A 25,137-nucleotide genomic window follows, 5' to 3' on the forward strand; every position below is an offset into this window, starting at 1 on the left:
ATGACGACGGGAGAACCAGATGGCTGAGCACGGGGACGAGAGTCTGGTGCACACCCTGAAAAAGGTCGCCGCCGTGCTCAAGCAGTCCGAGATCCCGTTCGCCCTGGGCGGCAGCTTCGCCGTCTACGCCCACGGCGGCCACTCCAGCGAGCACGACGTCGACTTCCTGATCCGGGAGTCGGACGTGGAACGGTCGCTTGAGGCCCTGGTGTCCGCCGGATTCGTCGCCGAACGTCCACCGGAGGACTGGCTGGTGAAGGTCTTCGACGACGGGCGCATGGTGGATCTGATCCACCGGCCGATCGAGACGCCGGTGACCGAGGAGACGTTCGCCGACACGGTCATCCGGCCAGTGGACGCGATCCAGATGCCGGTCCTGTCCGCCAGCCAGCTGATGGTGCACAAGCTGCTCAGCTTCTCCCAGCACTACTGCGACTTCGCCCGCGGCCTGCCACTGGCCCGGTCGCTGAGGGAGCAGATCGACTGGGAAAGGGTACGCAAGGAGACGCAGCACTCGCCGTACGCCGAGGCGTTCCTGGTGCTGCTGGACCGACTGGAGGTGGTGCCGGCCGCCGGCACCCAGCCAGGAGAGGGGACATCGTGACCCACCATCGGGACATCGGCGCCGGGCCACCGGACGAGTACGTCGAAGCGGAGATCCAACGGCTGCTCGCCGAGGACCCCGCCGTCGCCGAACAGGGGATCACCGTGGTCCGACGGGAACGCGCCCTCGTGCTCCACGGCGAGGTGGAGAGCCCGCACCGGCGGGAGGAGATCCTGCGCCGGGTGTCCGAGCGCTTCCCGGACGTGCCGATCACCAGCGACATCGGGGTGATCCGCGTCCAGGCGCCCACGGAGATCGAGCAACTGCCCTGAAGGAGGTTTCATGGTGATCCGGATCGCCGCCGTGGGCGACGTGCATCTGGACCAGGACGTGGTCGGCCGATTCCGTCCCGCATTGGAAGAACTGCCGGACTGCGCCGATGTGCTGCTGCTGGCCGGGGACCTGACCCGGCACGGCACCGAGGCCGAGGCGCGCTGCGTGGCAGAGGAGTTCGGTGGGTTGGCCGTGCCGGTGGTGACCGTGCTGGGCAACCACGACCACCAGTGTGACCAGGTGCCGCAGGTGGTCAAGGTGCTCGAGGACGCGGGCATCACCGTGCTGGAGGGCAACGGGGTGGTGCTGGACTGCGCGGGCGGCCGGCTCGGCATCGCCGGCGTCAAGGGCTTCGGCGGCGGGTTCGCCGGGCGGTGCGCGAGTGACTTCGGCGAGCCGGAGATGAAGTCGTTCGTGCGGACCACCACCGACAGCGCGGACCGCCTCGGTGCGGCGCTGCGCTCGCTGGACTGCGACATGCTGGTGGCGCTCACCCACTACGCGCCGGTGCCGGACACGCTGGTCGGCGAACCGCTGGAGATCTACCCGTTCCTCGGCTCGTACCAGTTGGGTCAGGCGATCGACTCGGCGCCCACGGCGCTGGCCCTGCACGGGCACGCGCATGCCGGCACCGAGCGCGGCACGACCCCCGGCGGGGTACGCGTCCGCAACGTCGCGCACCCGGTGATCAAGCAGGCGTACAGCGTCTTCCACGTTGGCGATCAACTTGACACCGACCAGGTTTCCCCGATCGGCCAGTCGGGTAGTCAGAGGTCATGGAGCTGATTCTCTGGATTCTCGCAGTCGTACTCGTGGTCGCCGGCATCCTCGCGCTGTTCCGCCGGCAGATCCTGTGGGGCATCGTCCTCATCGTTGTCGGGCTGTTGGTCGGCCCGGGTGGTGTCAGCATCTTCAATTAGCGATCGCACCTTCAACACCGGGACCCGCCGGGGTCGCCGCGACCGGAGCTTCGTCCTCCCGACAGGAGCACCGGACACGGCGATCCCGGCGCCTTCTTTTCCGCGTGTTCGACGGGCGGTCGAAGGGAGATATCTCGACCATGAAGACATTGCAGAGGACGCGACCCACCTCCGGCCGGCGGTCCTGGTGGGCCCTCGCCGGTTTCGCGGCGGCCGTGTTCGTCGCGGCCGCGATCGGCGGGCTGGGCGTGCAGGGCACCACCGGCGAGTACGCGAGCCTGCGGCAGCCCGGTTGGGCGCCGCCCTCGTGGTTGTTCGGCCCGGTCTGGTCGCTGCTCTACGCACTGATCGCGGTGGCCGGCTGGCTGGTGTGGCGCCGGGTCGGCTTCGGTCCGGCCCTCTGGGCATGGACCGCCCAACTGGTGCTCAATGCGATCTGGACCCCGCTGTTCTTCAGCGCGGGGCAGTACGGGCTGGCGTTCGCCGAGATCGTGGTGATGTGGCTGGCGATCGGGCTCACCGTGGTGCTGTTCGCCCGGGTGTCCCGAGCTGCGGCTGCGCTGCTGCTGCCCTACTGGGCCTGGGTCACCTTCGCCGCCGCGTTGAACCTGTCGATCTGGCGGCTGAACGCCTGACCGCCGGTCTCCGGCGAGCACCGCCCACCGGAGACCGCCGTCGTTGCGTGGTCAGCAGCGGGGCACGCCGGGGATGTAGCCGTCGTGCCCGGTGTACACGTACGCGTCCGCGATGAACCTGCCGGAGCCGATCCGGTCCCAGATCGAGCTGGTGCCGTACGTGCCGGTGACCGTGGTGCCGCTGGTCTGGCAGGCGATGGTCACCCGGGCGCCGTCGGCGACGGTGCCCACCGAGGCGTACCCGGTGCCGGGGCCGGAGCGGACGGTCAGCGGGGTGCCGCTGGTGTCGACCGTGCCGTTGCCGCTGCCCGAAGAGCACCCGTTGTCACTGGTGTAGGTCTTGGTGCCCCAGTACAGGCCCAGGGCGCCGTTGAAGCGGACCTGGATGTCGGCGCCGTTGAGGCGCTGCTCGTAGTGCAGGTGCGGGCCGGTCGAGCCACCGGTGCTGCCGACCCAGCCGAGCACCTTGCCGTAGCCGACCGTCTGCCCGACCGAGACATTGAAGCCGTTGAGGTGGGCGTAATAGGTGCTGTAACCGCCCCCGTGGTTGATCCGGACGTATTTGCCGTAACTGGTGCCGCCGAGGTCGGTCACCCGGTCGACGGTGCCGGGGGCGCTGGCCACCACCGGGTCCCCGAGGTCGTCGGTGCGGTTGAAGTCGACGGCGTTGGCCGGACTGTGACCCGACCGGGTCTGCCCGGACCAGGACTGATTGCACGGGAACGGCACCTTGAAGGTCGGCGCGGCCAGGGCCGGGCTCGCCGGCACCAGTGCTCCCCCGACGAGCAGACCCGTCACCAGCAGGCTGATCCATCGCTTAGGCATACAACCCCTCCTATGTCGAAAACCTTCGATGCGAGGCGTTCAGCCTGACAGATATCGTCATTCTTCGAAAGACTCGAAGATCTGGCTCGGGAGCGCGCCCACGAGGCGGCCCGGAGGTTTCTGGATTGTTACTCGCTCGTGTCTGACAGGGGCTGGACCGGACCGGATGCAAGCGCTTACATGTGTGCACGCCCATCGGGACCGGCGCCGGGCCTCTGAGCACGACCGCGCCGGCTAGAAAGGAGGACGGCATGGCGGTCTTCACCAGACCACGCCAGGCCTTCGCGATCGCCGGCGTACTCGGGCTGGCGCTCAGCGCCACCGCCTGCGGTACCGGCGACGACAAGAAGAGCGACAACGCGGGCTCCGCGGAGTGTGCCGCATACGACAAGTACGAGGGCCACGACGGCAAGAAGGTCTCCATCTACGCGTCCATCCGTGACGCGGAGGCCGACCTGCTGGAGCGGTCGTGGGCGCAGTTCACCGACTGCACCGGCATCGAGATCGACTACGAGGGCAGCGGCGAGTTCGAGGCGCAGCTCCCCGTCCGGGTCGACGGCGGCAACGCCCCCGACATCGCTTTCGTGCCCCAGCCGGGCCTCGTGAAGCGGTTCGCGGACGCCGGCAAGCTGAAGTCCCTCGGTGCCGACACCAAGGCCCTGGCCGAGCAGAACATGCCGGCCGACTGGCTGAAGTACGGCACCGTGAACGGGACGCTCTACGGTGTGCCGCTCGGCGCCAACGTGAAGTCCTTCGTCTGGTATTCGCCGAAGACGTTCAAGGAGAAGGGCTGGGAGGTCCCGACCAGCTGGGACCAGCTGATCGCCCTGAGCGACAAGATCGCCGCCAGCGGCATGAAGCCGTGGTGCGCGGGTGTCGAGTCCGGTGACGCCACTGGCTGGCCGGCGACCGACTGGATCGAAGACATGATGCTGCGGACGCAGACCCCCGAGGTCTACGACCAGTGGACGACCCACGCCATCCCGTTCAACGACCCGAAGGTTGCCGAGGCGGTCGACCGCGCCGGCACCATCCTCAAGAACGAGAAGTACATGAACGGCGGGTTCGGCGGCGTCAAGAGCATCACCACCACCTCCTTCCAGGAGGCGGGCGTGCCGGTCACCAACGGCAAGTGCGCCATGCACCGGCAGGCCTCGTTCTACGCCAACCAGTTCCCCGAGGGCACCAAGGTGGCTGAGGACGGCGACGCGTTCGCCTTCTACTTCCCGGCCATCGACCCGGCCAAGGGCAAGCCGGTGCTGGGCGCGGGCGAGTTCGTCGTCGCGTACGCCGACCGTCCCGAGGTCCAGGCGGTGCAGACCTACCTCGCCTCCGGCGAGTACGTCAACAGCCGCGCGAAGCTCGGCAACTGGGTCACGGCGAACAACAAGCTGGACATCGCCAACGTGGCCAGCCCGATCGACAAGCTGTCCGTCCAGATCCTCCAGGACAAGACCGGCGTCTTCCGCTTCGACGGCTCCGACCTGATGCCGGCCGGTGTCGGGGCGGGAACGTTCTGGAAGGGCATGGTCGAGTGGCTGAACGGCAAGGCGACCGCCCCGGTGCTCCAGGGCATCGAGAGCAGCTGGCCTAAGTGATCCCGGCGGTGGCCCGGCCCGCGCTCGCGGGCCGGGCCACCGGCCGAGTAGACCCGGAAGGGAGGGTTGATGGAGTTCGACTTCGCCGATCAGCAGCCGAAGCTCCTCATGCTGATGTACGGGCTGATCGCCTTCGTGGTGGTGGTGGGCGGTCTGCTCCTGCTGCTCGACGTCGTACCGGCCTGGTTCGCACGGCGACGCGAGGCGCAGCTCGTCGCCGCGTCCGCGAGTGGAGCGCCGATCACCCGGCGACTCAAGCAACGCGAGGGTCTCTTCGCCCTCTTCTTCCTGCTGCCGACGCTTCTGCTGCTCGCCATCGGCCTGGTCGTGCCAGCCATCCGCACCGTGTCGCTCTCCCTGATGGACAGGGAAAGCAACAACTGGGTGGGGCTGCGCAACTACGGCTGGATGTTCTCTGACGACTCCATCGTCCGGGTCCTGGTCAACAGCCTGGTCTGGGTGCTCCTGGTCCCTCTGGTGGCGACCGCGTTCGGCGTGATCTACGCCGTTCTGGTGGACAAGGCCCGGTTCGAGGTCGTCGCCAAGTCCCTGATCTTCCTGCCGATGGCGATCTCCTTCGTCGGCGCGAGCATCATCTGGAAGTTCGTCTACGCCTACCGCGGTGAAGGCGACCAGATCGGTCTGCTCAACCAGATCGTGGTCACCCTCGGCGGTGAGCCCAAGCAGTGGCTGCTCGAATCACCCCTGAACACGCTGCTGCTGATCGTCATCATGATCTGGATCCAGGCCGGTTTCGCCATGGTGGTGCTCTCCGCCGCGATCAAGGCCATCCCCGGGGACATCGTGGAGGCCGCCCGGCTCGACGGGGTCAGCCCGTGGCAGATGTTCTGGCAGATCACCATGCCGAGCATCCGGCCCGCGCTGATCGTGGTGGTGGTGACCCTCTCGATCGGCTCGCTCAAGGTCTTCGACATCGTCCGGACCGCCACCAACGGCAACTACGACACCAGCGTGATCGCCAACGAGATGTACAACCAGGCATTCCGGTACGGCGAGAACGGCCAGGGCTCCGCGCTCGCGGTCTTCCTCTTCATCCTGGTCATCCCGATCGTGATCTACCAGATCCGCAACCTCCGTCAACAGCGGGAGGGCTGAGATGACGACCGCAACGCCCACCGTCGCCGTTGGCACGCAGAAGACCGACGGCCCCACGTCGACCGCCGGGCGGGTTCGCAAGCGGTTGAACAGCCGTACCGCGACGCTCGTCTCGATCGTCATCGCGGTGGTCTGGACCATCCCGACCTTCGGCCTGCTCGTCTCCTCCCTCCGGCCGGAGGACGAGATCAAGACCACCGGCTGGTGGACCGCCTTCACCAACCCGCAGTTCACCCTGGAGAACTACCAGCAGGTCCTGTTCGGACGGTCGTCCTCATCCGGGCAGCTCGCCGGGTACTTCATCAACTCCCTGGCGATCACCATCCCGTCGGTGCTCTTCCCGATCGCCTTCGCGTGCCTGGCCGCGTACGCGCTGGCGTGGATCAACTTCCGCGGCCGGGACTGGCTCTACATCGCGATCTTCGCGCTGCAGATCGTGCCGTTGCAGATGGCCCTGGTCCCGCTGCTGAAGTTCTTCTCCACCGGCGTCTCCCTCGGCGGCGTCACCATCATGCCGGCCTGGGATCTGGTCGACGAACAGAAGTTCGCCCAGGTGTGGTTCGCGCACACCTGCTTCGCACTCCCGTTCGCCGTCTTCCTGCTGCACAACTTCATCTCGCAACTACCGGGAGACCTGATGGAGGCGGCCCGGGTCGACGGTGCCACCCACCCGAAGATCTTCCGCACCATCGTGCTTCCACTGATCACCCCCGCGCTGGCGGCGCTCGGCATCTTCCAGTTCCTCTGGGTCTGGAACGATCTGCTGGTCGCACTGATCTTCGCTGGCGGCAGCGACGAGACCGCCCCGCTCACCGTCCGGCTCGCCGAGATGGCCGGCACCCGGGGCAACGAGTGGCAACGACTGACCGCTGGCGCGTTCGTGTCGATCGTCGTACCGCTCATCGTGTTCCTGTCCCTGCAGCGCTACTTCGTGCGAGGCCTGCTCGCCGGCAGCGTCAAGGGCTGACCCGCTTGCCCGCCGCCGCCTGGCCCCTCGGGCGGCGGCGGGCGCTCCGGGCACCGAGCGGGGGAACCGTGACGAAGATTGATGATGTGGCCCGGCTGGCCGGAGTGTCCACGGCCACCGTCTCGCGGGCCCTGCGCGGGTTGCCGACGGTTTCGGCCGCCACCCGCCGTCGGGTGCTCGCCGCCGCCGAGCAGCTCGACTACGAAGTCTCGCCGAGCGCGTCCCGGCTCGCTGGTGGCCGGACCGGCACAGTCGCGGTGGTGGTTCCCCGGATCACCCGCTGGTTCTTCAGCACCGTCGTCGAGGCGGTCGAGGAGTATCTCCACCAGTCCGGCTACGACCTGTTGCTCTACAACCTGGGCGGCCGGGAACAGGTCCGCCAGCGAGTCCTGCGTACGGCCAACCTGCACAAGCGGGTGGACGCGATGATGCTGGTCGCCACGCCACTGCGGCCGGCCGACCTGACCGCGCTGGCCACTCTGGACCTGCCCGGAGTGACCATCAGCTCGGGGAGCAGGGTGCCCAACTGGCCGTGCGTACGGATCGACGACGTCGCGGCCGCCCGAGCCGCCACCCGGCACCTGATCGACCTCGGCCACCACCGGATCGCGCACATCTCCGGCGATCCGGACGACGAGTTGGCCTTCACCACCCACCTCGACCGACGCCAGGGATACCAGGCGGAGCTGCGGTCCGCCGGCCTGCGGCCCGAGCCGAGCCTGGATGTCGAGTCCAGCTTCACGATCGACGGCGGCAACCGGGCCACCGCGGAGTTACTGGCCCGCGGCGAGCCGCCGACCGCGATAGTCGCCGCCTGCGACGAGATGGCGATGGGCGCGATGACCGCGCTGCGCGACGCCGGGCTGCGGGTGCCGCAGGACGTCAGCGTGATCGGCATCGACGACCATGACCTGGCCGGTGTGCTCGGGCTCAGCACCGTCGCGCAGCCCGCCGCCGAGCAGGGCCGGCTGGCCGCCCGAATGCTGCTCGACCCGCTCGGGGCACGCCCGCTGGGCCCAGTCGTGGGTCGACAGAACACCGGTTGCGACACGCCGGTGATCCTGCCCACTCGGTTGGTGGTCCGAGACTCGACCGCACCGCCCCGGGCAGACTGAACTCCAACCATCCGCCGACGGCCGACGGCTGGCGGCGACGCGGCCGGCAGCAGCACCGCCGGCAGTCCACCCACAGCTCCGACACGGGAGACCACCCTGAACACCGATCCGACGCAGCAGGCCCCCTCCGATCACCCGATCACGGGCTGGTGGACCGAGGCGACCATCTACCAGATCTACCCCCGCTCGTTCGCCGACTCGGACGGGGACGGGATCGGTGACCTGCCCGGCATCACCGCCCGACTCGACCACCTGGTCGAGCTGGGCGTGGACGCGGTGTGGCTCTCCCCCTTCTACCCGTCGCCGCAGGCCGACGCCGGCTACGACGTGGCCGACTACCGCGACATCGACCCGCTCTTCGGCACCCTCGCCGACGCGGACAAGCTGATCGCCGAGGCCCGGTCCCGCAGCCTGCGGGTGATCGTCGACCTGGTGCCGAACCACACCTCCTCGGCGCACCGCTGGTTCCAGGCCGCGCTGCCCGCCGCGCCCGGCAGCCCGGAACGCTCCCGATACATCTTCCGGGACGGCCTCGGCCCGGGCGGCGACCAGCCGCCGAACGACTGGCAGAGCGTCTTCGGCGGCCCCGCCTGGACCCGGACCGTGGACCCGGACGGGCAACCCGGCCAGTGGTACCTGCACCTGTTCGACACCGGCCAGCCGGACCTCAACTGGGACAACCCGGAGGTGCACGCGGAGTTCCTGGACGTGCTGCGGTTCTGGCTGGACCGTGGGGTGGACGGCTTCCGCGTCGACGTGGCGCACGGCCTGATCAAGCAGGCCGACCTGGCCGACTGGCAGGAGCCACAGGAGATCCTCTCCGGCAACGAGGTCGACAAGCCGCGCCCGCCGATGTGGGATCAGGAGGGCGTGCACGAGATCTACCGGCAGTGGCGGCAGGTTCTGGACAGCTACCCCGGTGAGCGGGTGCTGGTCGCCGAGGCATGGGTGGAGCCGGCCGAGCGGCTGGCCCGCTACGTCCGCCCGGACGAGATGCACCAGGCGTTCAACTTCGAGTATCTGCTCGCCTCCTGGACCGCACCGGCCCAGTACGCGGTGATCACCCGCTCGCTGGAGGCGACCGACTCGGTCGGCGCGCCGACCACCTGGGTGTTGTCCAACCACGACGTGGTGCGGCACGCCTCCCGGCTCGGCCTGCCGATCGGCACCGTACGACCCAACGGCATCGGCATCGGCGACCCGCAGCCGGACGCCGCGCTCGGCCTGCGCCGGGCCCGGGCGGCCACCCTGCTGATGCTCGCCCTGCCCGGCTCGGCATACCTGTACCAGGGCGAGGAGTTGGGGCTGCCCGAGCACACCACGATGCCCGACGAGGCCCGACAGGACCCGACCTGGGCGCGCAGCGGGCACACCCAGCGCGGCCGGGACGGTTGCCGGGTGCCGATCCCGTGGGAGGCCGACGCCCCGTCGTACGGCTTCGGGCCCACCGACGCGAGTTGGCTGCCGCAGCCTTCGCTCTGGGCGGAGTACGCGCTGGACCGCCAGCGCGACGTGCCCGGCTCGACGTACGAGCTGTACCGCACGGCGCTGCGGCTGCGTCGCGCCCACGGGTTGGGTCGCGGCACCCTGGAGTGGTTGTCCTCCGGCGACGAGGTGCTGACCTTCCGCAACGCGGAGCTGACGGTGCTGACCAACTTCGGTGACGCCCCGGTGCCGGTGCCGGCCGGCGCCGAGGTGCTCGCCAGCAGCGCGCCTCTGAACGACGACGGCGCAATCTCGACCGACGTGACGGTCTGGCTGCGCTCCGCCTGATCAACGCTGCGGGGAAGGGCCTCTCGTCAACGAGAGGCCCTTCCTCACAGGCGGTCGGCGCGGGCGTGCAGCAGGTCGTGCACGTTGTCGATGTCCGCCGGTGAGGTCCGCGAGGCGAGCCAGTACATGACACCGGTGGGTATGAAGAAGAGCTGGAACGCGGCCAGCCCCACGGCGAAGTTCAGCGGCGGCGGGAAGGCCGCTCGCAACCCCTGGAACGCCACCCCGACCAACCCGTTGCCGGCGGCGCGACCGACTCCGTTGACCAGGTTGCCCAGGCTGTAGACCGTGCCCCGGTGCTCCGGTGGGTTGACGTCGGCGATCAGCGCGAACCAGTTCGGCGAGTTGGCCGAGGTCAGCGCGAGCGCCACGATCGCGGTGAGCAGGCTCAGCCCCACCGACGGCTCGGTGAACACACTCGCCAGCACCGCACCGACCACCGCACCGCCGCTCGCGCCGTCCGGCACGTCGATGGTCACCGGAACGAAGAACAGCACCAGGTAGAAGGGCAACGCGGCGAGGATGCCGACCGCGGCGACCAAAGCCCGCCCTCTCGGCGTACGCCGCTGCACCGCGTCGCCGATGAGCCCACCCACGATGGAGAGCACCCCGCCGAGCTGGAACAGCGTGGCGAACACGCTGCCCACCACCACTGCGGTCGACGCCGAGTAACCCTGGGCCTCGGCCCGTTCGGCGAAGAGCACCGGCAGCCAGACCAGCGAGCCGAACGCCGCCTGCGCGGTCAGACCCTGCAGGATCAGCCACCGGTTGGTCCGGCGGGCCAGGATGCGCGGCAGGTCGGCGCGGCTGATCCGATAGTCGTATTCGGCGCCGGCGTCCAGCCTGTCGGCCAGCTCCGGCTCGCTCTGGCCACGCTGTATGTCGTACGTGAACAGGTAGGCCAGGGTGGCGACCAGGCCGACGCCCGCCAGGAGCAGGAACGGCCGCCGCCAGTCGGTCGCCCCGAGCAGCCCGCCGACGAGCGTGCCCGCCAGGGTGCCGACCCCCTGGGAGAGCCCCCAGAAGCTCATCACCAGCCCTCGCCGGGTCGGTGAGATCAGGTCGGTGACCACGGAGAAGCCCACCGAGCCGACCGCGCCCAAACCGACCGCCGCGACCAGCTGCGCGGCGAGGAACGTCAGGTACCCGCCGGCGAGTGCACTGCCGCCGGTGCCCGCCGCCCAGAGCAGCGTGCCCACCATGAGCAGCGGCTTACGGTTGGTCCGGTCGCCGACGTACGCCCAGCCGACCGCTGCCACCGCGCTGACCAGGAAGCTGCCCGCGGTGACCAGACCGAGCAGCCGTCCCGACACGTCGAACGCGTCGGAGATCGGGCCGTACAGCGGCGGGACCAGCCCGATCGCCACGTTGTCCAGTGAGGCGAGCAGCACGAACACCACGACGCTGTACAACCGGTGCGCCGGGCCACCGCCCCGACCGTGCGGGCGTTGGCCGGGCTCCGCCCGGCCCCGGCCGGGCCCGCCACTGGTCACCGTCATGACGGGCAGCCAATCAGACTCCGCTGACGAGGTCGTCACGCGGGTGGGTGCCGGTCAGCTTCCCGCCGGCACCCACCCGCGTCGATCCCGACGGTCAGCGCCGGTCGAGGACCAACCCACGAGCCGCGGCGTACTGGTCACGGACGGCGGGGACAGGCTCGCCCGCGTACTCCTCGGTGCCCTCGACCGCCCAGACCGGCGGCGTGGGACCGCCCAGGGCGACCCAGGCGGCCTGCCGTGCGGCGCCGTCGGCGACGTACTCGCCGGCCGGCGGGACGACGACCGGGCAGCCGAAGACCTGCGGCGCGATCCGACGCACCGCGGCCGACCGGGCCCCGCCGCCGACCAGGATGACCCGGCGGACGGTGGCACCCTGCGCGGTCAGCGCGTCCAGTCCGTCGGCGAGCGCGCAGAGCATGCCCTCCACGGCGGCCCGCGCCAGGTGCGCGGGGGTCGACGTGCGCAGGGTCAGCCCGTGCACCGCGCCGGTGGCGAGCGGCCGGTTCGGCGTCCGCTCACCCTCCAGGTAGGGCACCATGACCAGCCCGTCCGCGCCGGCTGGCGCGGAGAGCGCCAGGTCGGCCAGCTCGTCCAGGCTGACGCCGAGCATCGCGGCGGCGGCATCCAGCACACGGGCCGCGTTGAGCGTGCAGACCAGCGGCAGGAAACGACCGGACGCGTCGGCGAAGCCCGCCACCGCACCGCTCTCGTCGGCAGCCGGCACGTCGGCGACGCTGAAAACGGTGCCGGACGTGCCGATCGAGACGACCACGTCACCCGGGCCGGCACCGACGCCGAACGCGGCGGCGGCGTTGTCCCCGGTGCCCGCACCGAGCAGCGCGCCGCCCGGTCCACCCAGCTCGTCGGCCAGCTTGCCCGCCGACTCACCCGGACCGAGCACCTCGGGCACCACCAACCGCCGGCCGAAGCCCCGCTCCAGCAGGTCCAGTCGGTAGTCGCCGATAGCCGGCGACCAGTAACCGGTGCCGCTGGCATCACCCCGGTCGGTACGCAGCGCGCCCAACCCCGGCGCGCCGGCCAGCCGCCAGGTCAGCCAGTCGTGTGGGAGGCAGACGGCGGCCACCCGGGCGGCCAGCTCCGGCTCGTGCCGGGCCAGCCAGCGCAGCTTCGTGATGGTGAAGCTGGCCACCGGCACACTGCCGACTGCCTCGGCCCAGAACCGACGCCCGGCCGCGCCGCCGCCGGCCTCCTCAACGAGATCGGCGGCGGCGTCGGCGGATCGGGTGTCGTTCCACAGCAGCGCCGGGCGGACCACCCGGCCGTCCTCGTCGAGACACACCATGCCGTGCTGCTGGCCGGCGACGGAGATCGCCGCCACGTCGGCCAACCCGCCGGCCTGGTCGGCGGCGCTGCGCAGCGCCTGCCACCAGGCTTCCGGGTCGACCTCGGTGCCATCCGGGTGCGGTGCCCGGCCCTGCCGGAGCAGGGCACCGGTCTCCGCGTCCCGGATCACCACCTTGCAGGACTGGGTGGACGAGTCAACGCCTGCGACCAACGGCATGGCGGGCCTCAGCGAGCGCCGAGCAGGTGCTCGACGGCGAGTTGGTTGAGCCGGACGAAGCCGAAGCCCCGGGCGGCCACCGCGTCGACGTCGACATCCTCGAACGCGGACCGGTCGGCCAGGAACTCGTCGTAGCCCTCGCCCGCGTTCAACGTGGGGGTGTTCAGCTCGCCGACCTTGCTGGCGGCGAGTGCCTCGACCACCTCGGGGTCAGCGCGGAACGCCGCGGCCCGCTCCTTGAGCAGCAGGTAGGTGCTCATGTTGGCCGCCGCCGACGCCCAGACCCCGTCCATGTCCTCGGTGCGGGAGGGCTTGTAGTCGAAGTGCCGTGGCCCGTCGTAGGTCGGCCCGCCGTTCGGGCCGCCGTTCTCCAGGAGGTCCACCAGGGCGAACGCGTTCATCAGGTCACCGTGGCCGAAGACCAGATCCTGGTCGTACTTGATGCCGCGCTGGCCGTTGAGGTCCAGGTGGAACAGCTTGCCCTGCCAGAGCGCCTGGGCGATGCCGTGGGCGTAGTTGAGCCCGGCCATCTGCTCGTGGCCGACCTCCGGGTTGAGGCCGACCATCTCCGGGTGGGCCAGCTGGGAGATGAAGCCGAGCGCGTGCCCGATGGTGGGCAGCAGGATGTCGCCGCGCGGCTCGTTGGGCTTGGGCTCCAGCGCGAACCGCAGGTTGTAGCCGCGGTCGATGACGTATTGGGTGAGCAGGTCCACCGCCTCGCGGTAGCGGTCCAGCGCGGCGCGAACGTCCTTGGCGACGTCGTACTCGGAGCCCTCGCGGCCACCCCACATCACGAAGGTGCTCGCGCCCAGCTCGGCGGCCAGGTCGACGTTGCGCAGCACCTTGCGCAGCGCGTACCGGCGGATGTCGCGGTCGTTGCTGGTGAAGCCGCCGTCCTTGAAGATCGGGTGGGTGAAGAGGTTGGTGGTGACCATGGGCACCACGAGGCCGGTCTCGTCGAGGGCCTTGCGGAACCGGGCGATGTGCTGGTCACGGGTGGCGGCGTCGACGCCGAACGGGATCAGGTCGTCGTCGTGGAAGGTGATGCCGTACGCGCCGAGCTCGGCGAGCCGGTGCACCGCCTCGACCGGGTCGAGCTCGGGGCGGGTCGCGTCACCGAACGGGTCGCGGGCCTGCCATCCGACGGTCCAGAGCCCGAAGGAGAACTTGTCGGCGGGAGTGGGACGGGGTGCCATGAGCGACCTCCGGGGTGGTGTTGTCCGCTATTTGTTCAGCGATTGAATTATTTGCTCGACCTATGGCACTGTCAAGGGGTGAGCCTCACCCACGCCCCGGCCGGCGCAGTCCGTCAGGGCAGCCTGCGCGAGCTCAACCTCGCCCTGGTGCTCGGCCGGATCGCCGCAGCCCACCGCCCTCCGTCCCGGGCCGACCTGGCGACCGCGACCGGCCTGACCAGAGCCACGGTGTCGGCGGTGGTCGAGGACCTGCTCGCCGGCCGGCTGGTCTGCGAATCCGACCCGGCGCCCCGCTCCGGCGCCGGCCGCCCGGCACGCGGGCTGGTCCTGGCCGACCAGGGGCCGGCCGGGCTCGGCCTGGAGGTCAACGTCGACTACCTGGCGGTCTGCGTCGTGGACCTCGCCGGCCAGGTCCGGCACCGCACCGTGCACCGGGCCGATCTGCGCCCGGTGGCCCCCGCCGACGCCCTGGCCCGGCTGGTCGAGATGGCCGAGGCCGCCCGCGACGACGCTGCCGAGCAGGACCTCACGCTGGTCGGGGCCGCGCTCGCGGTGCCCGGCCTGGTGGACGACGCCGGGCTGGTCCGGCTCGCGCCGAACCTCGGCTGGCGCGACGTGCCGGTCCCCGCGCTGCTCGCCGAGCACCCTCCGCTGGTCGAGCAGGTGCCCGGTATCCCCGCGCTGGTGGTGGACAACGAGGCCAACCTCGCGGCGCTCGGCGAGCTGCACTCCCAGCCACCCGGCCCGTCCAGCTTCCTGCACATATCCGGTGAGGTGGGCATCGGCGCCGGCATCGTGCTGGACGGGGCGCTGTTCCGCGGCGCCCGCGGCTGGAGCGGCGAAATCGGGCACCTTCCGGTCCACCCCGAGGGCCGCCCGTGCCGCTGCGGCGGGCAGGGCTGCCTGGAGCAGTACGCCGGTCAGGAGGCGATCGTGACTGCCGCCGGGCTGGCCCGGGCGGAGCTTCCCGCGGACACCGCGACGGCGCGGCTGGCCGAGTTGGCCGAGGCCGGCGACGCTGACGCACTGCGGGCGCTGCACGACGCCGGAACCGCGCTCGGCGTCGCGGTGGCCAGCGTCGTCAACCTGCTCGACCTGGACACCGTGGTGCTCGGTGGGGGTTACGCGGCGCTGGCACCCTGGCTGTGCCCTCCAGTGCTCGCCGAGATCGCCGGCCGGGTGCTGACCGCCGCCTGGTCGCCGGTCACGGTCCGGCCGTCGAGGCTCGGCGCGGAGGCCGCCGCGGTGGGCGCCGCCGGCTCGGTGGCCCGCCGGATCGTCGCCCAGCCCGCCGGCTGGCTGGCCCGCTCCGGCTGACCGACGCCCCACGCTCTGTGCCTCCGTCGGAGTGGATCGGTACCCTTGCACCCAGGCAACGATTTCCGGGTGAGGAGTCGAGAAGCAGCATGCGCACAGGTCGTCAGACGCGGGCCGACGTCCAGCGGTGACCACGACCGGGCAACCCGGCGGCACTCCGCTGCCGGCCGACTCGCAGTTGGCCCGTGAGCTGCTCGACGGGCTCGCCGAGGCCGTGCTGACGACGGACGAGACCGGCCGGGTCACCCTGGTCAACGCCATGGCGGCGGAGCTGCTCCCGGAGATCAGCGCCGGCGCCGAGCTGTCCCGATGCGCGGTGGCGGGCCTGGCCCGGGCGGTCGTCGGCGACGCCGACCGCTTCGACGCCGACCACCACGGCCGGCGTCTGCGCGGCGCCCGGCGGCAGCTCGCCGGCTCCCGGTACGCGTGGTACATCCGCGACGTCACCGAGGAGCAGGTCCGCACCGACGCCCTGCTCGCCGAACGCTCCCGCACCGCGTTCCTCGCCCAGGCCGGCAGCCGACTCGGGCTGTCCCTGCGCCGGGACCAGGTGCTCCTGGCCACCACCACACTCGCCGTTCCATACCTGGCCGACGTCGCCGTGACGCTGCCCCGACCGGCCGCGCCGGCCGAGCCGCACGCCCGTTGGATCCGGTACGCCGACGGTGAGCCGGCCCCGGTCGCCGGCCTGGCCGGGTCGGCGCTGACCAGCACCGTGCCCGGGCTCGCCGAGGCGCTGGCCGGCGGTCTCGCCGAGCCGAGCCCCTGGCTGGACGCCCAGCCCGCCGAACTGGCAGCCCTGCTGCCACCCGGGTTCGGCCCCCCGGGCATGGTGCTGGTCAGCCCGATGCCCAGCGCCGGTGGGTCGGCCGGTGCTCTGCTGCTGATCCGCCGAGCCGGACGGGCCGGCTTCAACCGGCGCGACACGGAGTTGGCCCGCGAGTTCGCCGCCCGGGCCGGTGCCGCGCTGGCCACGGCCGATCTCCACGGCGAGCAGGCTCACCTGGCCCGGGTGCTGCAGACCAGCCTGCTTCCGCCCGAGCTGCCGAACGTGCCCGGCGTTACCCTGGCCGGCGGCTACCGGGCAGCCGAGGACACCCTGCGCATCGGCGGCGACTTCTACGAGGTGTTTCCGCACCCTCGCGGCGCGCTGTTCGCGCTCGGCGACGTGTGTGGCAGGGGCGTGGGCGCGGCCGTGCTGACCGGCCGGGTCCGTCAGTCGTTGCAGACGCTGCGGCTCGTCGAGCAGCGCCCGCTGGAGCTGGTCCAGCTGCTCAACCAGGCGCTGTTCGACGCGCCGGACGCGGCGCGACGCAGCCAGTTCACCACCCTGCTACTCGGCTCTCTGGAGCGCGGGCCTGCCGGCGTGGACGTCCGGATCGCCGGCGGGGGGCATCCGGCGCCACTGCTGGTCACCACCGACGGCACGGTCACCCCGGTCCCGGTCGGCGGCATGCCGGTTGGCGCACTGACCGCCGCGCGATTCGCCGAGGCTCGGGTGCACCTCGACCCGGGCGACCTGCTGCTCGCGTACACCGATGGGGTTACCGAGGCGCGCGGCCCGCGCGACGCGGCGACGTTCGGCGAAGCCCGGCTACGTGCCACGCTCGCGGCGGCGGCCGGGCAGCCGCCGGCGGCGCTGATCGACCGGGTGCTCCAGGCGGTCGACGACTGGCTGGACGGGCAGGCCCACGATGACATCGCCATGCTGGCCGTGTGCGCGTCGGCGCCGGTGTGATCGGCGGCTCCGACCAGGGCGGGATGCCGGCCCGAACGGCTTGATCAGGCGGTCCGCGCCACCGGCGGGTCGCCGGCCGGCCAGTCCCGAGTGGTGCCGAGCGACCGTTCCGCGCCGCCCGCCGGACCCGTCCACACCGCGCGGGTCTTCCGGTCCGGATCGACCGGCCAGTCCCCTCCCGACCGCCCACCGGGCCCGTCCGGGCCGTCCGGCACGTCTCCCTGCCCCGTCGACGCGCCCGGTGCCGATGCGCTCCGCGCCTGCTGTCGGCGAGCGCTCTCGTCGAATGCCCGCATCCCGCGCAGCAGCGCGTCGCGGCCCTCGGAGCTCATCCCGGCCAGCACGGCGGCGAGCTGCGCCTGACGGTCGGCCCGCAGCTCGGCGAGGAGCCGGCGGGCCTCCGGGGTGAGGTGCAGGGAGATCTCCCGCCGGTCGAAGCGGCCCGGCTCACGCTCCAGCATGCCGGAGGCGACCAACCGGTCGCAGAGGCGACTCGCTGAGCTGAGCAGCATGTCGAGCCGGGTGGCGAGCCGCCGCAGGTTGATCCCGTCGTACTGCTCCACCACCATCACCGCCCGTAGCTGGGCACCCGACACGCGGTTGGCGGTCCCCTCCCGGGCGGATTCCCAGATGCCCAACAGGGCAGCGGCCGCCTCGTCCAGCGCGGCAGCCATACTCGTCTCAGGGTCCGACGGACCGTTCAGTTCGGCCATGGTGGCCCGAGACTACTCCGAACCCACAGGTGGTCGAGCTTTCAGTAAGGGAGTGATGATGAGCGAACCGGTCAGTCAGGCACGACGTGCCCTGAACGAGACACCAGCCGACCGGCTCGTCGGCGGCGTCGGGGACGTGCTCGTCCGGTCGTACGGAATCACCGACGTCGAGCTGTTCCAGGTCGACTACCGGCTCTCGGAGCTCCTGCCGCTCACCGAGGGTGACCCGATCACGAGTCCCGGGCATCCCGCCTGGCGCGCCTTCGACCACCAGTCGCCGATCCACACCGACGGCACCGCCTGGTTCCCGGTCACGATGCGTGGCGAGCGCCGGGGCGTGCTGCGACTGTCGCCCGTTCCGGACGACCAGGAAGTCCTCGCTGCGCTGGCCGAGATCGCCACCGCACTCGCCCACGAGCTGGCGGCGGTCTCCGCCGGCACCGACGTCTACCGGGCGGCGCGGCGCTCCCAGCGCCTCACCCTGGCGGCCGAGATGCAGTGGGACCTGCTCCCCGGCCGCAGTCGGATCCGACCCTCGTTCAGCCTGGCCGGGCAGTTGGAGCCGGCGTACGCGGTGCACGGCGACAGCTTCGACTGGTCCGACGACGGGCAGCGGCTCTGGTTGTCCACCATCAACGGCACCGGTGAGGGTGTCGCCGCCTCCCTGCTCACCTCGTTGGCCACCCACGCGCTGCGCAACGCGCGCCGGGCCGGGCTGAGCCTGGCCGACCAGGCCGCCCTTGCCGACCAGGCCCTCTACGACCTGTACCGGGGCAAGCAGCACCTCTCCGCGTTGCTGATGGAGCTGGACCTGCGTTCCGGGATGATGACCGTGGTCGACGCGGGCTCACCACGACTGGTCCTGCTGCGCCACGGGGAGGTCACCGAGCAGCCCCTGGAGGCGCAGTTCCCGCTCGGCATGTTCGAGGCGACCGACTACCACGAGCAGAAGTTCCCGATGCAGCGCGGCGACCGGGTCTTCGTCGTCAGCGACGGGGTGGTGGAGGCCACCGGGCAGCAGGTGCGCTACGGCGAGACGGCACTGGACCGGTTCCTGCGACGGACCGGGCCGATGGCGCCACTGGACGCCGTCCGGTCGTTGATCGGTGATCTGCGCGCGTTCGTGGCCGGTGACCTGGTCGACGACGCGGTGGTCGTCTGCCTGGACTGGACCGGCCCGCAACCGTGACCGTGACCGGGGGTCAGTAGGCTCCGCGACCGTTCAGGACCGCGCCGAAGGTCTTCCAGAGGATGGTGAGGTCGGCGGCGAGGGACCAGTTCTCCACGTAGTAGAGATCGAGCCGGATGCCGTCCTCCCAGCTCAGGTCGGAGCGCCCACTGACCTGCCACAGGCCGGTCATGCCGGGCTTGACCAGCAGCCGCCGAGCGACGTCGCCGTCGTAGCGGGCCACCTCCGAGGGCAGCGGCGGGCGGGGCCCGACCAGGCTCATCTGCCCCAGGAGCACGTTGACCAGTTGCGGCAGCTCGTCCAGCGACCACTTGCGCAGCAGCCGGCCGACGCGGGTGACCCGGGGGTCCTGGCGCATCTTGAACATGAGGCCGTCGGTCTCGTTGCGGGCGGTCAGCTCGGCGAGCATGGCGTCGGCGTTCACCACCATGGTGCGGAACTTGAACACGCCGAACTCCTGCCCGCCCCGGCCGACGCGGACCTGTCGGAACAGCACCGGCCCCCGGCTGTCCAGTTTGATGGCCAGGGCGATGAACGCGATCAGCGGCAGCAACACCGCCAACGCCAGCGATGAGACGGACCGGTCGACGAGGCCCTTCACCAGCTTGCGCGCACCGCGGAACTCGGGCGCCTCGACGTGGATCAGCGGCAGGCCGGCAACCGGGCGGGTGTGGATCCGCGGGCCGGCGACGTCGGTCAGCGCGGGTGCCACGACCAGGTCGACGCCGGTGCCCTCCAACTGCCAACCGAGGCGGCGCAGCCGGGTCGCGGTCAGCTCGCCCGAGGCGGTCACCGCGACAGTGTCCGCGCCGATCGCGGTGGCGGCCTCCGGGATACCCCGGAACGACCCCACCACCGGAACGTCGCCCAGCCGCTGCGCCACCGGCGCCAGCAGCGCGTCGGGGATGCAGGCGCCAACGACCTGGTAGCCGGCGTACGGCTCGCGGCGCAGCGTGTGCACCAACTCCAACACGTGGGCGGTGTCGCCGACCACCAGCACCTTGCGGGACCAGCCGACGCCCAGCGAGCGGGCCCGGTGCAGGCGCTTACGGGCGGCGAACCGCGCCACCTCCAGCCCGACGGTGCCCACCGCGAAGGAGATGCCCAGGAAGCCCCGGGAAACGCCGACGTCGGCGATGTAGCCGAAGATGGCTATCGCACCGGCCAGTCGCAGGCTGGCGGAGCTGACCCGCCGGTACTCGTCCGCCCCGTAGCCGATCACCCGGTCGTCGTAGCAGCCGAGCGCCTTGAGCGAGATCAGCCAGGCCAGCACCAGCCCGGGGGCAACCAGCACGTACGGGATCTCCGAGCCGGTCGGCTCGTCGTCACCGAAGCGGGTGACATACCCGATGAGCAGCGCGAGGATGAGGACGGTGGTGTCCAGCACCACCAGAACCCGGACGTAGGACCGTTCGTCGGCACGGGCCACCAGCCCGGCACGACGGCCGTTCGGCTCCGCCGACGTGGCGGGGGTCAACAGTGTCGCCGCGCTCACCGGCCCTCCCACTCTGTTCAGGATGGCCCCGGTCGACGGGTCGGACCGGAGGCGGACCGAATCTGCCGGAACAGTAGGCATCCTGCCTCGACAACTATGACGGCCGATTGCTTCGGACGTATTGCCGTCACTTTTCTTCAACCTGGTGGCCGAAAAGGGGCCTGCCACACCGGATCGACGGTACGGCAGACCCCTTCGCGTCTGAGCTTCGGATCAGCGCGGTGCGGGCGGACGCCGCGCGATGGCGCTGAGGAAGATGCTGCCGATCTCGCTCGGGTCCTTGGTGACGAAGACGTCGCCACCGGTCACCTTCGTGATCGACTCCAGCTCGGCCTTGCTGACGCCCTCGCCGATACCGATCATGATGACCTGGACCGGCCGCTCCGGGTCGGCGGTCTGCTTGAGCTTGGCGAGCAGTTGCTGCTGGTTGAGGCCGTTGTCGTCCTCGTTCTTGCCGTCGGTGAACAGCACGATCGAGTTGACCCGGCCGGGTTGCCAGTCTTCCTGCACCGCCTGGTACGCGGCCAGCGTGGTGTCGTAGAGGCCGGTGTCGCCGCTTGAGGGCTTGACGGTGGCGAGCGCCGCCTCCAACTGGGCCCGCTGGCCGGAGAGCGGCCCGATGGGGATCAGCTGTCGGTAGTCCCGGTTGCCGACCAGTTTGGTGGAGAAGGTCCAGAGGCCGATGGACCAGGAGTCGTCGAAGAGGCCGAGGCCGCGACGGGCCGCGTCCACGGTGACCTCCTCCCGGCTTCGGTTGTTGGCGGAGGGCACCGGCTCCTTCATCGAGCCGGAGACGTCGATGACGGCCAGCATCCGGCCGGACTGGGTGGCGATCGACCAGCTGGAGACGACCCGCTGGATCGCGGCCGGGTCCAGGCCGCCCGCCGCACTGCCGCCGTTCGCCGGTGCGGTCGGCGCGCCGCCGGACGGGCTCGGGGCACCCTGCGGCGCCTTGAAGCCATCGCCCCAGTTGCCGTCCGGCGAGCGCAGCGACTGCGCCGCGAGCCGGTCACGGAAGGCGGGCCCGGTGAGCAACTCGAACAGCACCCGGGCCGCCGACGCCTTGCTCGGCTCGATACCGGGCAGCACCGCGTACGGGTAGTCCAGCGGCATCGGCGCCGGCTCCATGTAGAGCGCGGCGAGCGGCACCGGCGGCTTCTTGCTGTTGTAGGCGATCACGTCTTCTTCGGACAGGGCCGCCGCGCCGAGACCACTGGCGATGGATGTCGCGTCGTTCGCGGTCGGGAAGCGGGCCAGCAGATCGTTGCGGAGCGAGGAACGCCCGGTGGCCAGTGCCCGAAGCGCACCGACGGTGTTGCGCTGGGCGTCGCCGCCGGCACCGTTGGCGGCCGCGGTCAGCGAGAGCAGGCCGGACAGGCCCGCCGCGTCGCGGGTCGGCTCGACGATCCCGGTGCGCAGGGGCGCGCTGCTGTTGTTGACCTGCTTGAGGAGGTCGGTCCAGTTGAACTTCTTGTCCGGCCAACCCAGCCGGGTCGCGATCGGCTCGGGCATCGCGACGACGATGGGGCTACGCGCGATGGACGCGCCGTTGGTCGGAGCGAACGCGGTCGCGTCCTTCTTCAACCGCAGCAGCCAGGTCGAGGAGTCAGGCACCCAGACGTCTGGGCTGACGGCCGTGCCGCTGGCCTGCCCCACGCCGGCCAGGACAGCGCCGTGTTTGGCCGCCACCACGGCAGCCACGTCGACCGGGTCGGACGCGGAGACGTCCACCCGGATGCAGGTGGGGCCTACCGCAGCGCCGTCCTTGACCCATTGGGACGCGGCGGCGTCCACCGCCGGCGCAAGCTCGGAGGCGACCGCCACGGCGAGCCGGATCTCCCCCGAGCAGCTGGGCTGGATCAACTCACGGTAGCCGAACCACGCGCCGGTCGTGACGACGAGCACCGTCGCCGTCGCGGCGGCGGCTGCTAGATGGAGTTTCGAACGCATGCGATGGCGGCCTGCTGACACGGTGACCATCTTGCGTACAAGGTGCCGTCTCTGCCACACCCGTTCGGACGAAAGTTACGGAGGAGAAACAGTTGACCGCCAATTAGCGACGCAGAGTGACGCACCGGCCCCAGGGCGTTGCCGAATCAGTGCCACCCTCACTTTTCGACTCTCGGGTTCATGGCAGCACGCACGTCGGGCTCGGCACCGCCACCGGCTCACCGACTGCCTCGGGGACGCCGGTTTCGGCGTCACGCCGAAACACCCGCACCATGTCCGCCCGTTCATCGGCGACGTAGAGGTGCTCACCGATCAGTGCGAAGTGCCGGGGCCACCCGCCGCCGGTGTCCACTTCGGCCACCAGTTCCGGCAGCTCGCCGGCCAGGGTGAAGACCGCCAGGGTCCCCACCCCGCGGTTGGCGACATAGAGGAACCGACCGTCCGGGCCGACCGCGACCTCCGACGGCTGGACATGACCGGACCGTTCGCTCGCCTCGACCCGACCGCGCTGGTGCAACGCGCCGTCGTCGGTCAGCTCGTACGCGGTGACCGAGGCGTCCAGCTCACCGACGAGGTAACAGCGCCGTCCGTCTGGGTGACGGGCCAGGTGCCGGGGCCCGGTGCCGGGCGCCGTGCGGATCCGCGGCGCACGGGGCACCAGTCGCCCGCTCGCGTCGTCCAGGTCGTACCGGTAGACCGAGTCGGTGCCGAGGTCCACCGTGAGGAGCGGCCCCCGGCCCGCGCCCGGGGACACCATGTGGGCGTGCGCGTGGTCCTGGCGCTCCGGGTCCGGGCCGTGCCCCTCGTGCACCACCAGGTCGGTGCGCTCGCCCGGCACGCCCTGCGGGTCGAGCGGGAAGACCGCGACGCTGCCGCTGCCGTAGTTGGCCGCCGCCAGGTGGCCGCCGCCGGGCAGCACCGCCAGGTGGCAGGGCTCGGCACCGCCGGTCGACCAGTTGCCGAGCGGATCCAGCCCGCCGTCCGGCCCGACCTGCCAGGCGCTGATCTCCCCGTCCGTCAGCTCGTTGACCGCGTAGAGCACCGGGTGGGTGGGGTGCCGCGCCAGGAAGGAGGGGGACGGAGTGACCGCCACCGTGCCGAGTGGGGCCAGCGCCCCGGTTGCCGGGTCGCGATGAGCCGCGATGATGCCGCTGCCCCGCCCGCCACTCTGCGCGGTGTAACCCCCGATGTGGACGACCTCACCCTGAGCACTCACGTCCAACTCCTCTGCCGGCATCCTCCGTTGATCCAATCAGAGGCTGCCCGCCATGCCCGCCCGTTAACCCGCTTTCCAACCCGGAACTCAGGCCGCCGGCACCGGCTCTCCGCGCTGACGGGCGACGTGTTCGACCAGAGAGATCAACACCATCTTTCCCGACTGCCGGTCCCGGGCGTCGCAGAGCACCATCGGCACGTCCGGGTCCAGGTCGAGCGCCCGGCGTACGGTCTCCAGGTTGAAACGGCGGGAGTCTTCGAAGCAGTTCACGCCCACCACGAACGGGATACCACGCTGCTCGAAGTAGTCGATGGAGGGGAAGCAGTCGGCCAACCGACGGGTGTCGGCGAGCACCACCGCTCCGAGTGCGCCGAAGGCCAACTCGTCCCAGAGGAACCAGAACCGATCCTGACCCGGGGTGCCGAACAGGTAGACCTGAAGGTCGTCGTTGATGGTGATCCGGCCGAAGTCCATCGCCACCGTGGTGGTCGACTTTCCCTCCACCCCGGAGATGTCGTCGGTGCCGATCCCGGCACCGGTCAACACCTCCTCGGTCTGCAGCGGACGGACCTCGCTCAGGGCGCTCACCAACGTCGTCTTGCCTGCCCCGAACCCTCCCGCGATGAGGATCTTCAGTGCCAGCGGGATGGTGGTGCTGGTGCCCGCATGGTCATAGCGCACGGAGTCCACTGACCACCGCCTTGAGGATGTCGTCGTCGGGAAGGATGCTGGCGGCCGGCGGCTCGTGCACCGCGACCAGGCCCTCAGCCAGGAGATCGCCGAGCAGTACCCGCACGACACCGACCGCGAGGTCCAGCTCGGCTGCCAACTCGGCCACCGACACCGGACGGCGGGCCAACGCGACCAGCCGTCGATGCTCCGGGAGCAGGTGCGGATGGCTCTTCGCGTCGACGTCCGACCCGGCCAGCACGAACGCGACCAGGTTGAAAGCGTCGACGGCGGAGCGTACCCGGCCTCCGGTGAGGGTGTACGGCCGCACTACCGGGCCGGCGTCGCCGTCCAGCCACTCGTGCTGCGGCCCGGGCGGCTCAGCCCGCATCACCGGCTCCCGTCGATGATCGGGCCGGCGCGGCGAGGCTCTCCCCCACCCGGATGACCAGCATCGCCATCTCGTACGCGACCAGGCCGATGTCCGCGTCGGCATCGCTCACCACCGCCAGGCAGGCACCCTGCCCGGCGGTGGTGACGAAGAGGTACGCCGACTCCATCTCCACCACCGTCTGCCGGATCGGTCCGCCGTCCACGTGCCGGCTCGCGCCCCGGGCCAGGCTGGAGAAGCCGGCAGCGAGCGCACAGAGGTGCTCCGCGTCGGAGCGCTCCTGCTCGGCCGAGCAGCCGAGCAGCAGCCCGTCAGCGGAGAGCACCACCGCCTCCCGGGCGGCCGGGACCCGTTGCACCAGCTCGTCGAGCAACCAGTCGAGGCCGGCGCTCTGCTTCGTCGAATGCCGCACTAGG

General features: G+C 71.1%; 24 protein-coding genes. 13 read left to right on the forward strand and 11 right to left on the reverse strand.

All coding sequences use genetic code 11. The annotated features are described in order from the left end of the window. Positions 1 to 19 precede the first annotated feature (19 nt). The 5 genes from PCA76_RS26690 (at position 20) to PCA76_RS26710 (ending at position 2,432) form a co-directional block, all read left to right on the forward strand. Positions 20 to 604 (forward strand): nucleotidyltransferase, encoded by a 585-nt coding sequence (locus tag PCA76_RS26690; RefSeq protein WP_272613188.1) that lies wholly within the window; start codon positions 20 to 22, stop codon positions 602 to 604. After that, positions 601 to 876: a hypothetical protein gene (locus PCA76_RS26695; RefSeq protein ID WP_272613189.1), complete on the forward strand. Its 276-nt coding sequence runs from the start codon at positions 601 to 603 to the stop codon at positions 874 to 876. The genes PCA76_RS26690 and PCA76_RS26695 overlap by 4 nt, the downstream gene beginning before the upstream one ends. A 10-nt stretch (positions 877 to 886) precedes the next feature. Next, positions 887 to 1,663: a metallophosphoesterase family protein gene (locus tag PCA76_RS26700; RefSeq protein ID WP_272613190.1), complete on the forward strand. Its 777-nt coding sequence runs from the start codon at positions 887 to 889 to the stop codon at positions 1,661 to 1,663. After that, the gene (locus tag PCA76_RS26705; protein ID WP_007464364.1) at positions 1,654 to 1,797 is read left to right on the forward strand and encodes a GPGG-motif small membrane protein; all 144 of its coding nucleotides are present in this window, start codon (positions 1,654 to 1,656) and stop codon (positions 1,795 to 1,797) included. The genes PCA76_RS26700 and PCA76_RS26705 overlap by 10 nt, the downstream gene beginning before the upstream one ends. A gap of 140 nt (positions 1,798 to 1,937) precedes the next feature. After that, a complete protein-coding gene (locus tag PCA76_RS26710; RefSeq protein ID WP_272613191.1) occupies positions 1,938 to 2,432 on the forward strand; it encodes a TspO/MBR family protein in 495 nt (164 codons plus the stop codon). 51 nt (positions 2,433 to 2,483) lie between these two features. On the opposite strand, the gene PCA76_RS26715 is transcribed toward PCA76_RS26710, so the two are convergent. Continuing rightward, positions 2,484 to 3,257, reverse strand: a complete 774-nt coding sequence (locus PCA76_RS26715) for a M23 family metallopeptidase (RefSeq protein WP_272613192.1) — start codon at positions 3,255 to 3,257, stop codon at positions 2,484 to 2,486. A gap of 251 nt (positions 3,258 to 3,508) precedes the next feature. Here PCA76_RS26715 and PCA76_RS26720 point away from each other — a divergent pair, with 251 nt between their 5' ends. The 5 genes from PCA76_RS26720 (at position 3,509) to PCA76_RS26740 (ending at position 9,826) form a co-directional block, all read left to right on the forward strand. Next, entirely contained in the window at positions 3,509 to 4,855 is a 1,347-nt protein-coding gene (locus PCA76_RS26720; RefSeq protein WP_272613193.1) for an ABC transporter substrate-binding protein, read from the forward strand. Between the two features lie 69 nt (positions 4,856 to 4,924). Further along, entirely contained in the window at positions 4,925 to 5,971 is a 1,047-nt protein-coding gene (locus tag PCA76_RS26725) for a carbohydrate ABC transporter permease (protein ID WP_272613194.1), read from the forward strand. A 1-nt stretch (position 5,972) separates the two neighbouring features. Continuing rightward, positions 5,973 to 6,938 carry a carbohydrate ABC transporter permease gene (locus PCA76_RS26730; protein WP_272613195.1) on the forward strand — a complete coding sequence of 322 codons (966 nt, stop codon included), beginning with the start codon at positions 5,973 to 5,975 and terminating at the stop codon, positions 6,936 to 6,938. A 68-nt stretch (positions 6,939 to 7,006) separates the two neighbouring features. Beyond that, positions 7,007 to 8,053, forward strand: a complete 1,047-nt coding sequence (locus tag PCA76_RS26735) for a LacI family DNA-binding transcriptional regulator (RefSeq protein WP_272613197.1) — start codon at positions 7,007 to 7,009, stop codon at positions 8,051 to 8,053. 96 nt (positions 8,054 to 8,149) lie between these two features. After that, positions 8,150 to 9,826, forward strand: a complete 1,677-nt coding sequence (locus PCA76_RS26740) for a glycoside hydrolase family 13 protein (protein WP_272619651.1) — start codon at positions 8,150 to 8,152, stop codon at positions 9,824 to 9,826. Between the two features lie 44 nt (positions 9,827 to 9,870). Here PCA76_RS26740 and PCA76_RS26745 read toward each other — a convergent pair whose 3' ends face one another. The 3 genes from PCA76_RS26745 to xylA all read right to left on the reverse strand — a co-directional run bounded on the left by PCA76_RS26745 (position 9,871) and on the right by xylA (position 14,043). Then, positions 9,871 to 11,325, reverse strand: coding sequence for an MFS transporter (locus PCA76_RS26745; protein ID WP_272613198.1), 1,455 nt, complete (start codon positions 11,323 to 11,325; stop codon positions 9,871 to 9,873). Positions 11,326 to 11,419: 94 nt separating this feature from the next. Beyond that, entirely contained in the window at positions 11,420 to 12,847 is a 1,428-nt protein-coding gene (gene xylB, locus PCA76_RS26750) for a xylulokinase (protein ID WP_272613199.1), read from the reverse strand. Between the two features lie 8 nt (positions 12,848 to 12,855). Next, the gene (xylA, locus tag PCA76_RS26755) at positions 12,856 to 14,043 is read right to left on the reverse strand and encodes a xylose isomerase (RefSeq protein WP_272613201.1); all 1,188 of its coding nucleotides are present in this window, start codon (positions 14,041 to 14,043) and stop codon (positions 12,856 to 12,858) included. 78 nt (positions 14,044 to 14,121) lie between these two features. Between xylA and PCA76_RS26760 the strand changes: the two genes are divergently transcribed. Both PCA76_RS26760 and PCA76_RS26765 read left to right on the forward strand, forming a co-directional pair. Then, entirely contained in the window at positions 14,122 to 15,360 is a 1,239-nt protein-coding gene (locus tag PCA76_RS26760; protein ID WP_272613203.1) for an ROK family transcriptional regulator, read from the forward strand. Between the two features lie 127 nt (positions 15,361 to 15,487). Next, positions 15,488 to 17,098, forward strand: a complete 1,611-nt coding sequence (locus PCA76_RS26765) for a SpoIIE family protein phosphatase (RefSeq protein ID WP_272613204.1) — start codon at positions 15,488 to 15,490, stop codon at positions 17,096 to 17,098. A gap of 44 nt (positions 17,099 to 17,142) precedes the next feature. On the opposite strand, the gene PCA76_RS26770 is transcribed toward PCA76_RS26765, so the two are convergent. After that, positions 17,143 to 17,811 carry a MarR family winged helix-turn-helix transcriptional regulator gene (locus PCA76_RS26770; RefSeq protein ID WP_272613205.1) on the reverse strand — a complete coding sequence of 223 codons (669 nt, stop codon included), beginning with the start codon at positions 17,809 to 17,811 and terminating at the stop codon, positions 17,143 to 17,145. Positions 17,812 to 17,869: 58 nt separating this feature from the next. On the opposite strand from PCA76_RS26770, the gene PCA76_RS26775 reads away from it, so the two are divergent. Next, complete coding sequence (locus PCA76_RS26775) at positions 17,870 to 19,000, forward strand: PP2C family protein-serine/threonine phosphatase (RefSeq protein WP_272613207.1); 1,131 nt, start codon at positions 17,870 to 17,872, stop codon at positions 18,998 to 19,000. 13 nt (positions 19,001 to 19,013) lie between these two features. Here PCA76_RS26775 and PCA76_RS26780 read toward each other — a convergent pair whose 3' ends face one another. The 6 genes from PCA76_RS26780 to PCA76_RS26805 all read right to left on the reverse strand — a co-directional run bounded on the left by PCA76_RS26780 (position 19,014) and on the right by PCA76_RS26805 (position 25,133). Beyond that, the gene (locus PCA76_RS26780; RefSeq protein ID WP_272613208.1) at positions 19,014 to 20,495 is read right to left on the reverse strand and encodes a sugar transferase; all 1,482 of its coding nucleotides are present in this window, start codon (positions 20,493 to 20,495) and stop codon (positions 19,014 to 19,016) included. A gap of 213 nt (positions 20,496 to 20,708) precedes the next feature. Then, positions 20,709 to 22,466, reverse strand: coding sequence for a substrate-binding domain-containing protein (locus PCA76_RS26785; protein ID WP_272613209.1), 1,758 nt, complete (start codon positions 22,464 to 22,466; stop codon positions 20,709 to 20,711). A 157-nt stretch (positions 22,467 to 22,623) separates the two neighbouring features. After that, the gene (locus PCA76_RS26790) at positions 22,624 to 23,682 is read right to left on the reverse strand and encodes a lactonase family protein (RefSeq protein WP_442930166.1); all 1,059 of its coding nucleotides are present in this window, start codon (positions 23,680 to 23,682) and stop codon (positions 22,624 to 22,626) included. 66 nt (positions 23,683 to 23,748) lie between these two features. Continuing rightward, positions 23,749 to 24,351 (reverse strand): GTP-binding protein, encoded by a 603-nt coding sequence (locus tag PCA76_RS26795; protein ID WP_272613213.1) that lies wholly within the window; start codon positions 24,349 to 24,351, stop codon positions 23,749 to 23,751. Next, the gene (locus tag PCA76_RS26800; protein WP_272613215.1) at positions 24,332 to 24,721 is read right to left on the reverse strand and encodes a DUF742 domain-containing protein; all 390 of its coding nucleotides are present in this window, start codon (positions 24,719 to 24,721) and stop codon (positions 24,332 to 24,334) included. The genes PCA76_RS26795 and PCA76_RS26800 overlap by 20 nt, the downstream gene beginning before the upstream one ends. Further along, a complete protein-coding gene (locus tag PCA76_RS26805) occupies positions 24,711 to 25,133 on the reverse strand; it encodes a roadblock/LC7 domain-containing protein (protein ID WP_272613217.1) in 423 nt (140 codons plus the stop codon). The genes PCA76_RS26800 and PCA76_RS26805 overlap by 11 nt, the downstream gene beginning before the upstream one ends. Positions 25,134 to 25,137: the final 4 nt, after the last annotated feature.

This window comes from Micromonospora sp. LH3U1 (assembly GCF_028475105.1).
In the GTDB taxonomy this organism is placed as follows: Bacteria; Actinomycetota; Actinomycetes; order Mycobacteriales; family Micromonosporaceae; genus Micromonospora.

Bases quoted from the DNA above. Each gene is read 5' to 3' on its own strand.
- PCA76_RS26775 (WP_272613207.1), top strand. From the start codon at position 17,870: ATGAGCGAACCGGTCAGTCAGGCACGACGTGCCCTGAACGAGACACCA.
- PCA76_RS26720 (WP_272613193.1), top strand. From the start codon at position 3,509: ATGGCGGTCTTCACCAGACCACGCCAGGCCTTCGCGATCGCCGGCGTA.
- PCA76_RS26730 (WP_272613195.1), top strand. From the start codon at position 5,973: ATGACGACCGCAACGCCCACCGTCGCCGTTGGCACGCAGAAGACCGAC.
- PCA76_RS26710 (WP_272613191.1), top strand. From the start codon at position 1,938: ATGAAGACATTGCAGAGGACGCGACCCACCTCCGGCCGGCGGTCCTGG.
- xylA (WP_272613201.1), bottom strand. From the start codon at position 14,043: ATGGCACCCCGTCCCACTCCCGCCGACAAGTTCTCCTTCGGGCTCTGG.
- PCA76_RS26690 (WP_272613188.1), top strand. From the start codon at position 20: ATGGCTGAGCACGGGGACGAGAGTCTGGTGCACACCCTGAAAAAGGTC.
- PCA76_RS26770 (WP_272613205.1), bottom strand. From the start codon at position 17,811: ATGGCCGAACTGAACGGTCCGTCGGACCCTGAGACGAGTATGGCTGCC.
- PCA76_RS26715 (WP_272613192.1), bottom strand. From the start codon at position 3,257: ATGCCTAAGCGATGGATCAGCCTGCTGGTGACGGGTCTGCTCGTCGGG.
- PCA76_RS26800 (WP_272613215.1), bottom strand. From the start codon at position 24,721: ATGCGGGCTGAGCCGCCCGGGCCGCAGCACGAGTGGCTGGACGGCGAC.
- PCA76_RS26725 (WP_272613194.1), top strand. From the start codon at position 4,925: ATGGAGTTCGACTTCGCCGATCAGCAGCCGAAGCTCCTCATGCTGATG.
- xylB (WP_272613199.1), bottom strand. From the start codon at position 12,847: ATGCCGTTGGTCGCAGGCGTTGACTCGTCCACCCAGTCCTGCAAGGTG.
- PCA76_RS26790 (WP_442930166.1), bottom strand. From the start codon at position 23,682: ATGCCGGCAGAGGAGTTGGACGTGAGTGCTCAGGGTGAGGTCGTCCAC.
- PCA76_RS26705 (WP_007464364.1), top strand. From the start codon at position 1,654: ATGGAGCTGATTCTCTGGATTCTCGCAGTCGTACTCGTGGTCGCCGGC.
- PCA76_RS26745 (WP_272613198.1), bottom strand. From the start codon at position 11,325: ATGACGGTGACCAGTGGCGGGCCCGGCCGGGGCCGGGCGGAGCCCGGC.
- PCA76_RS26700 (WP_272613190.1), top strand. From the start codon at position 887: ATGGTGATCCGGATCGCCGCCGTGGGCGACGTGCATCTGGACCAGGAC.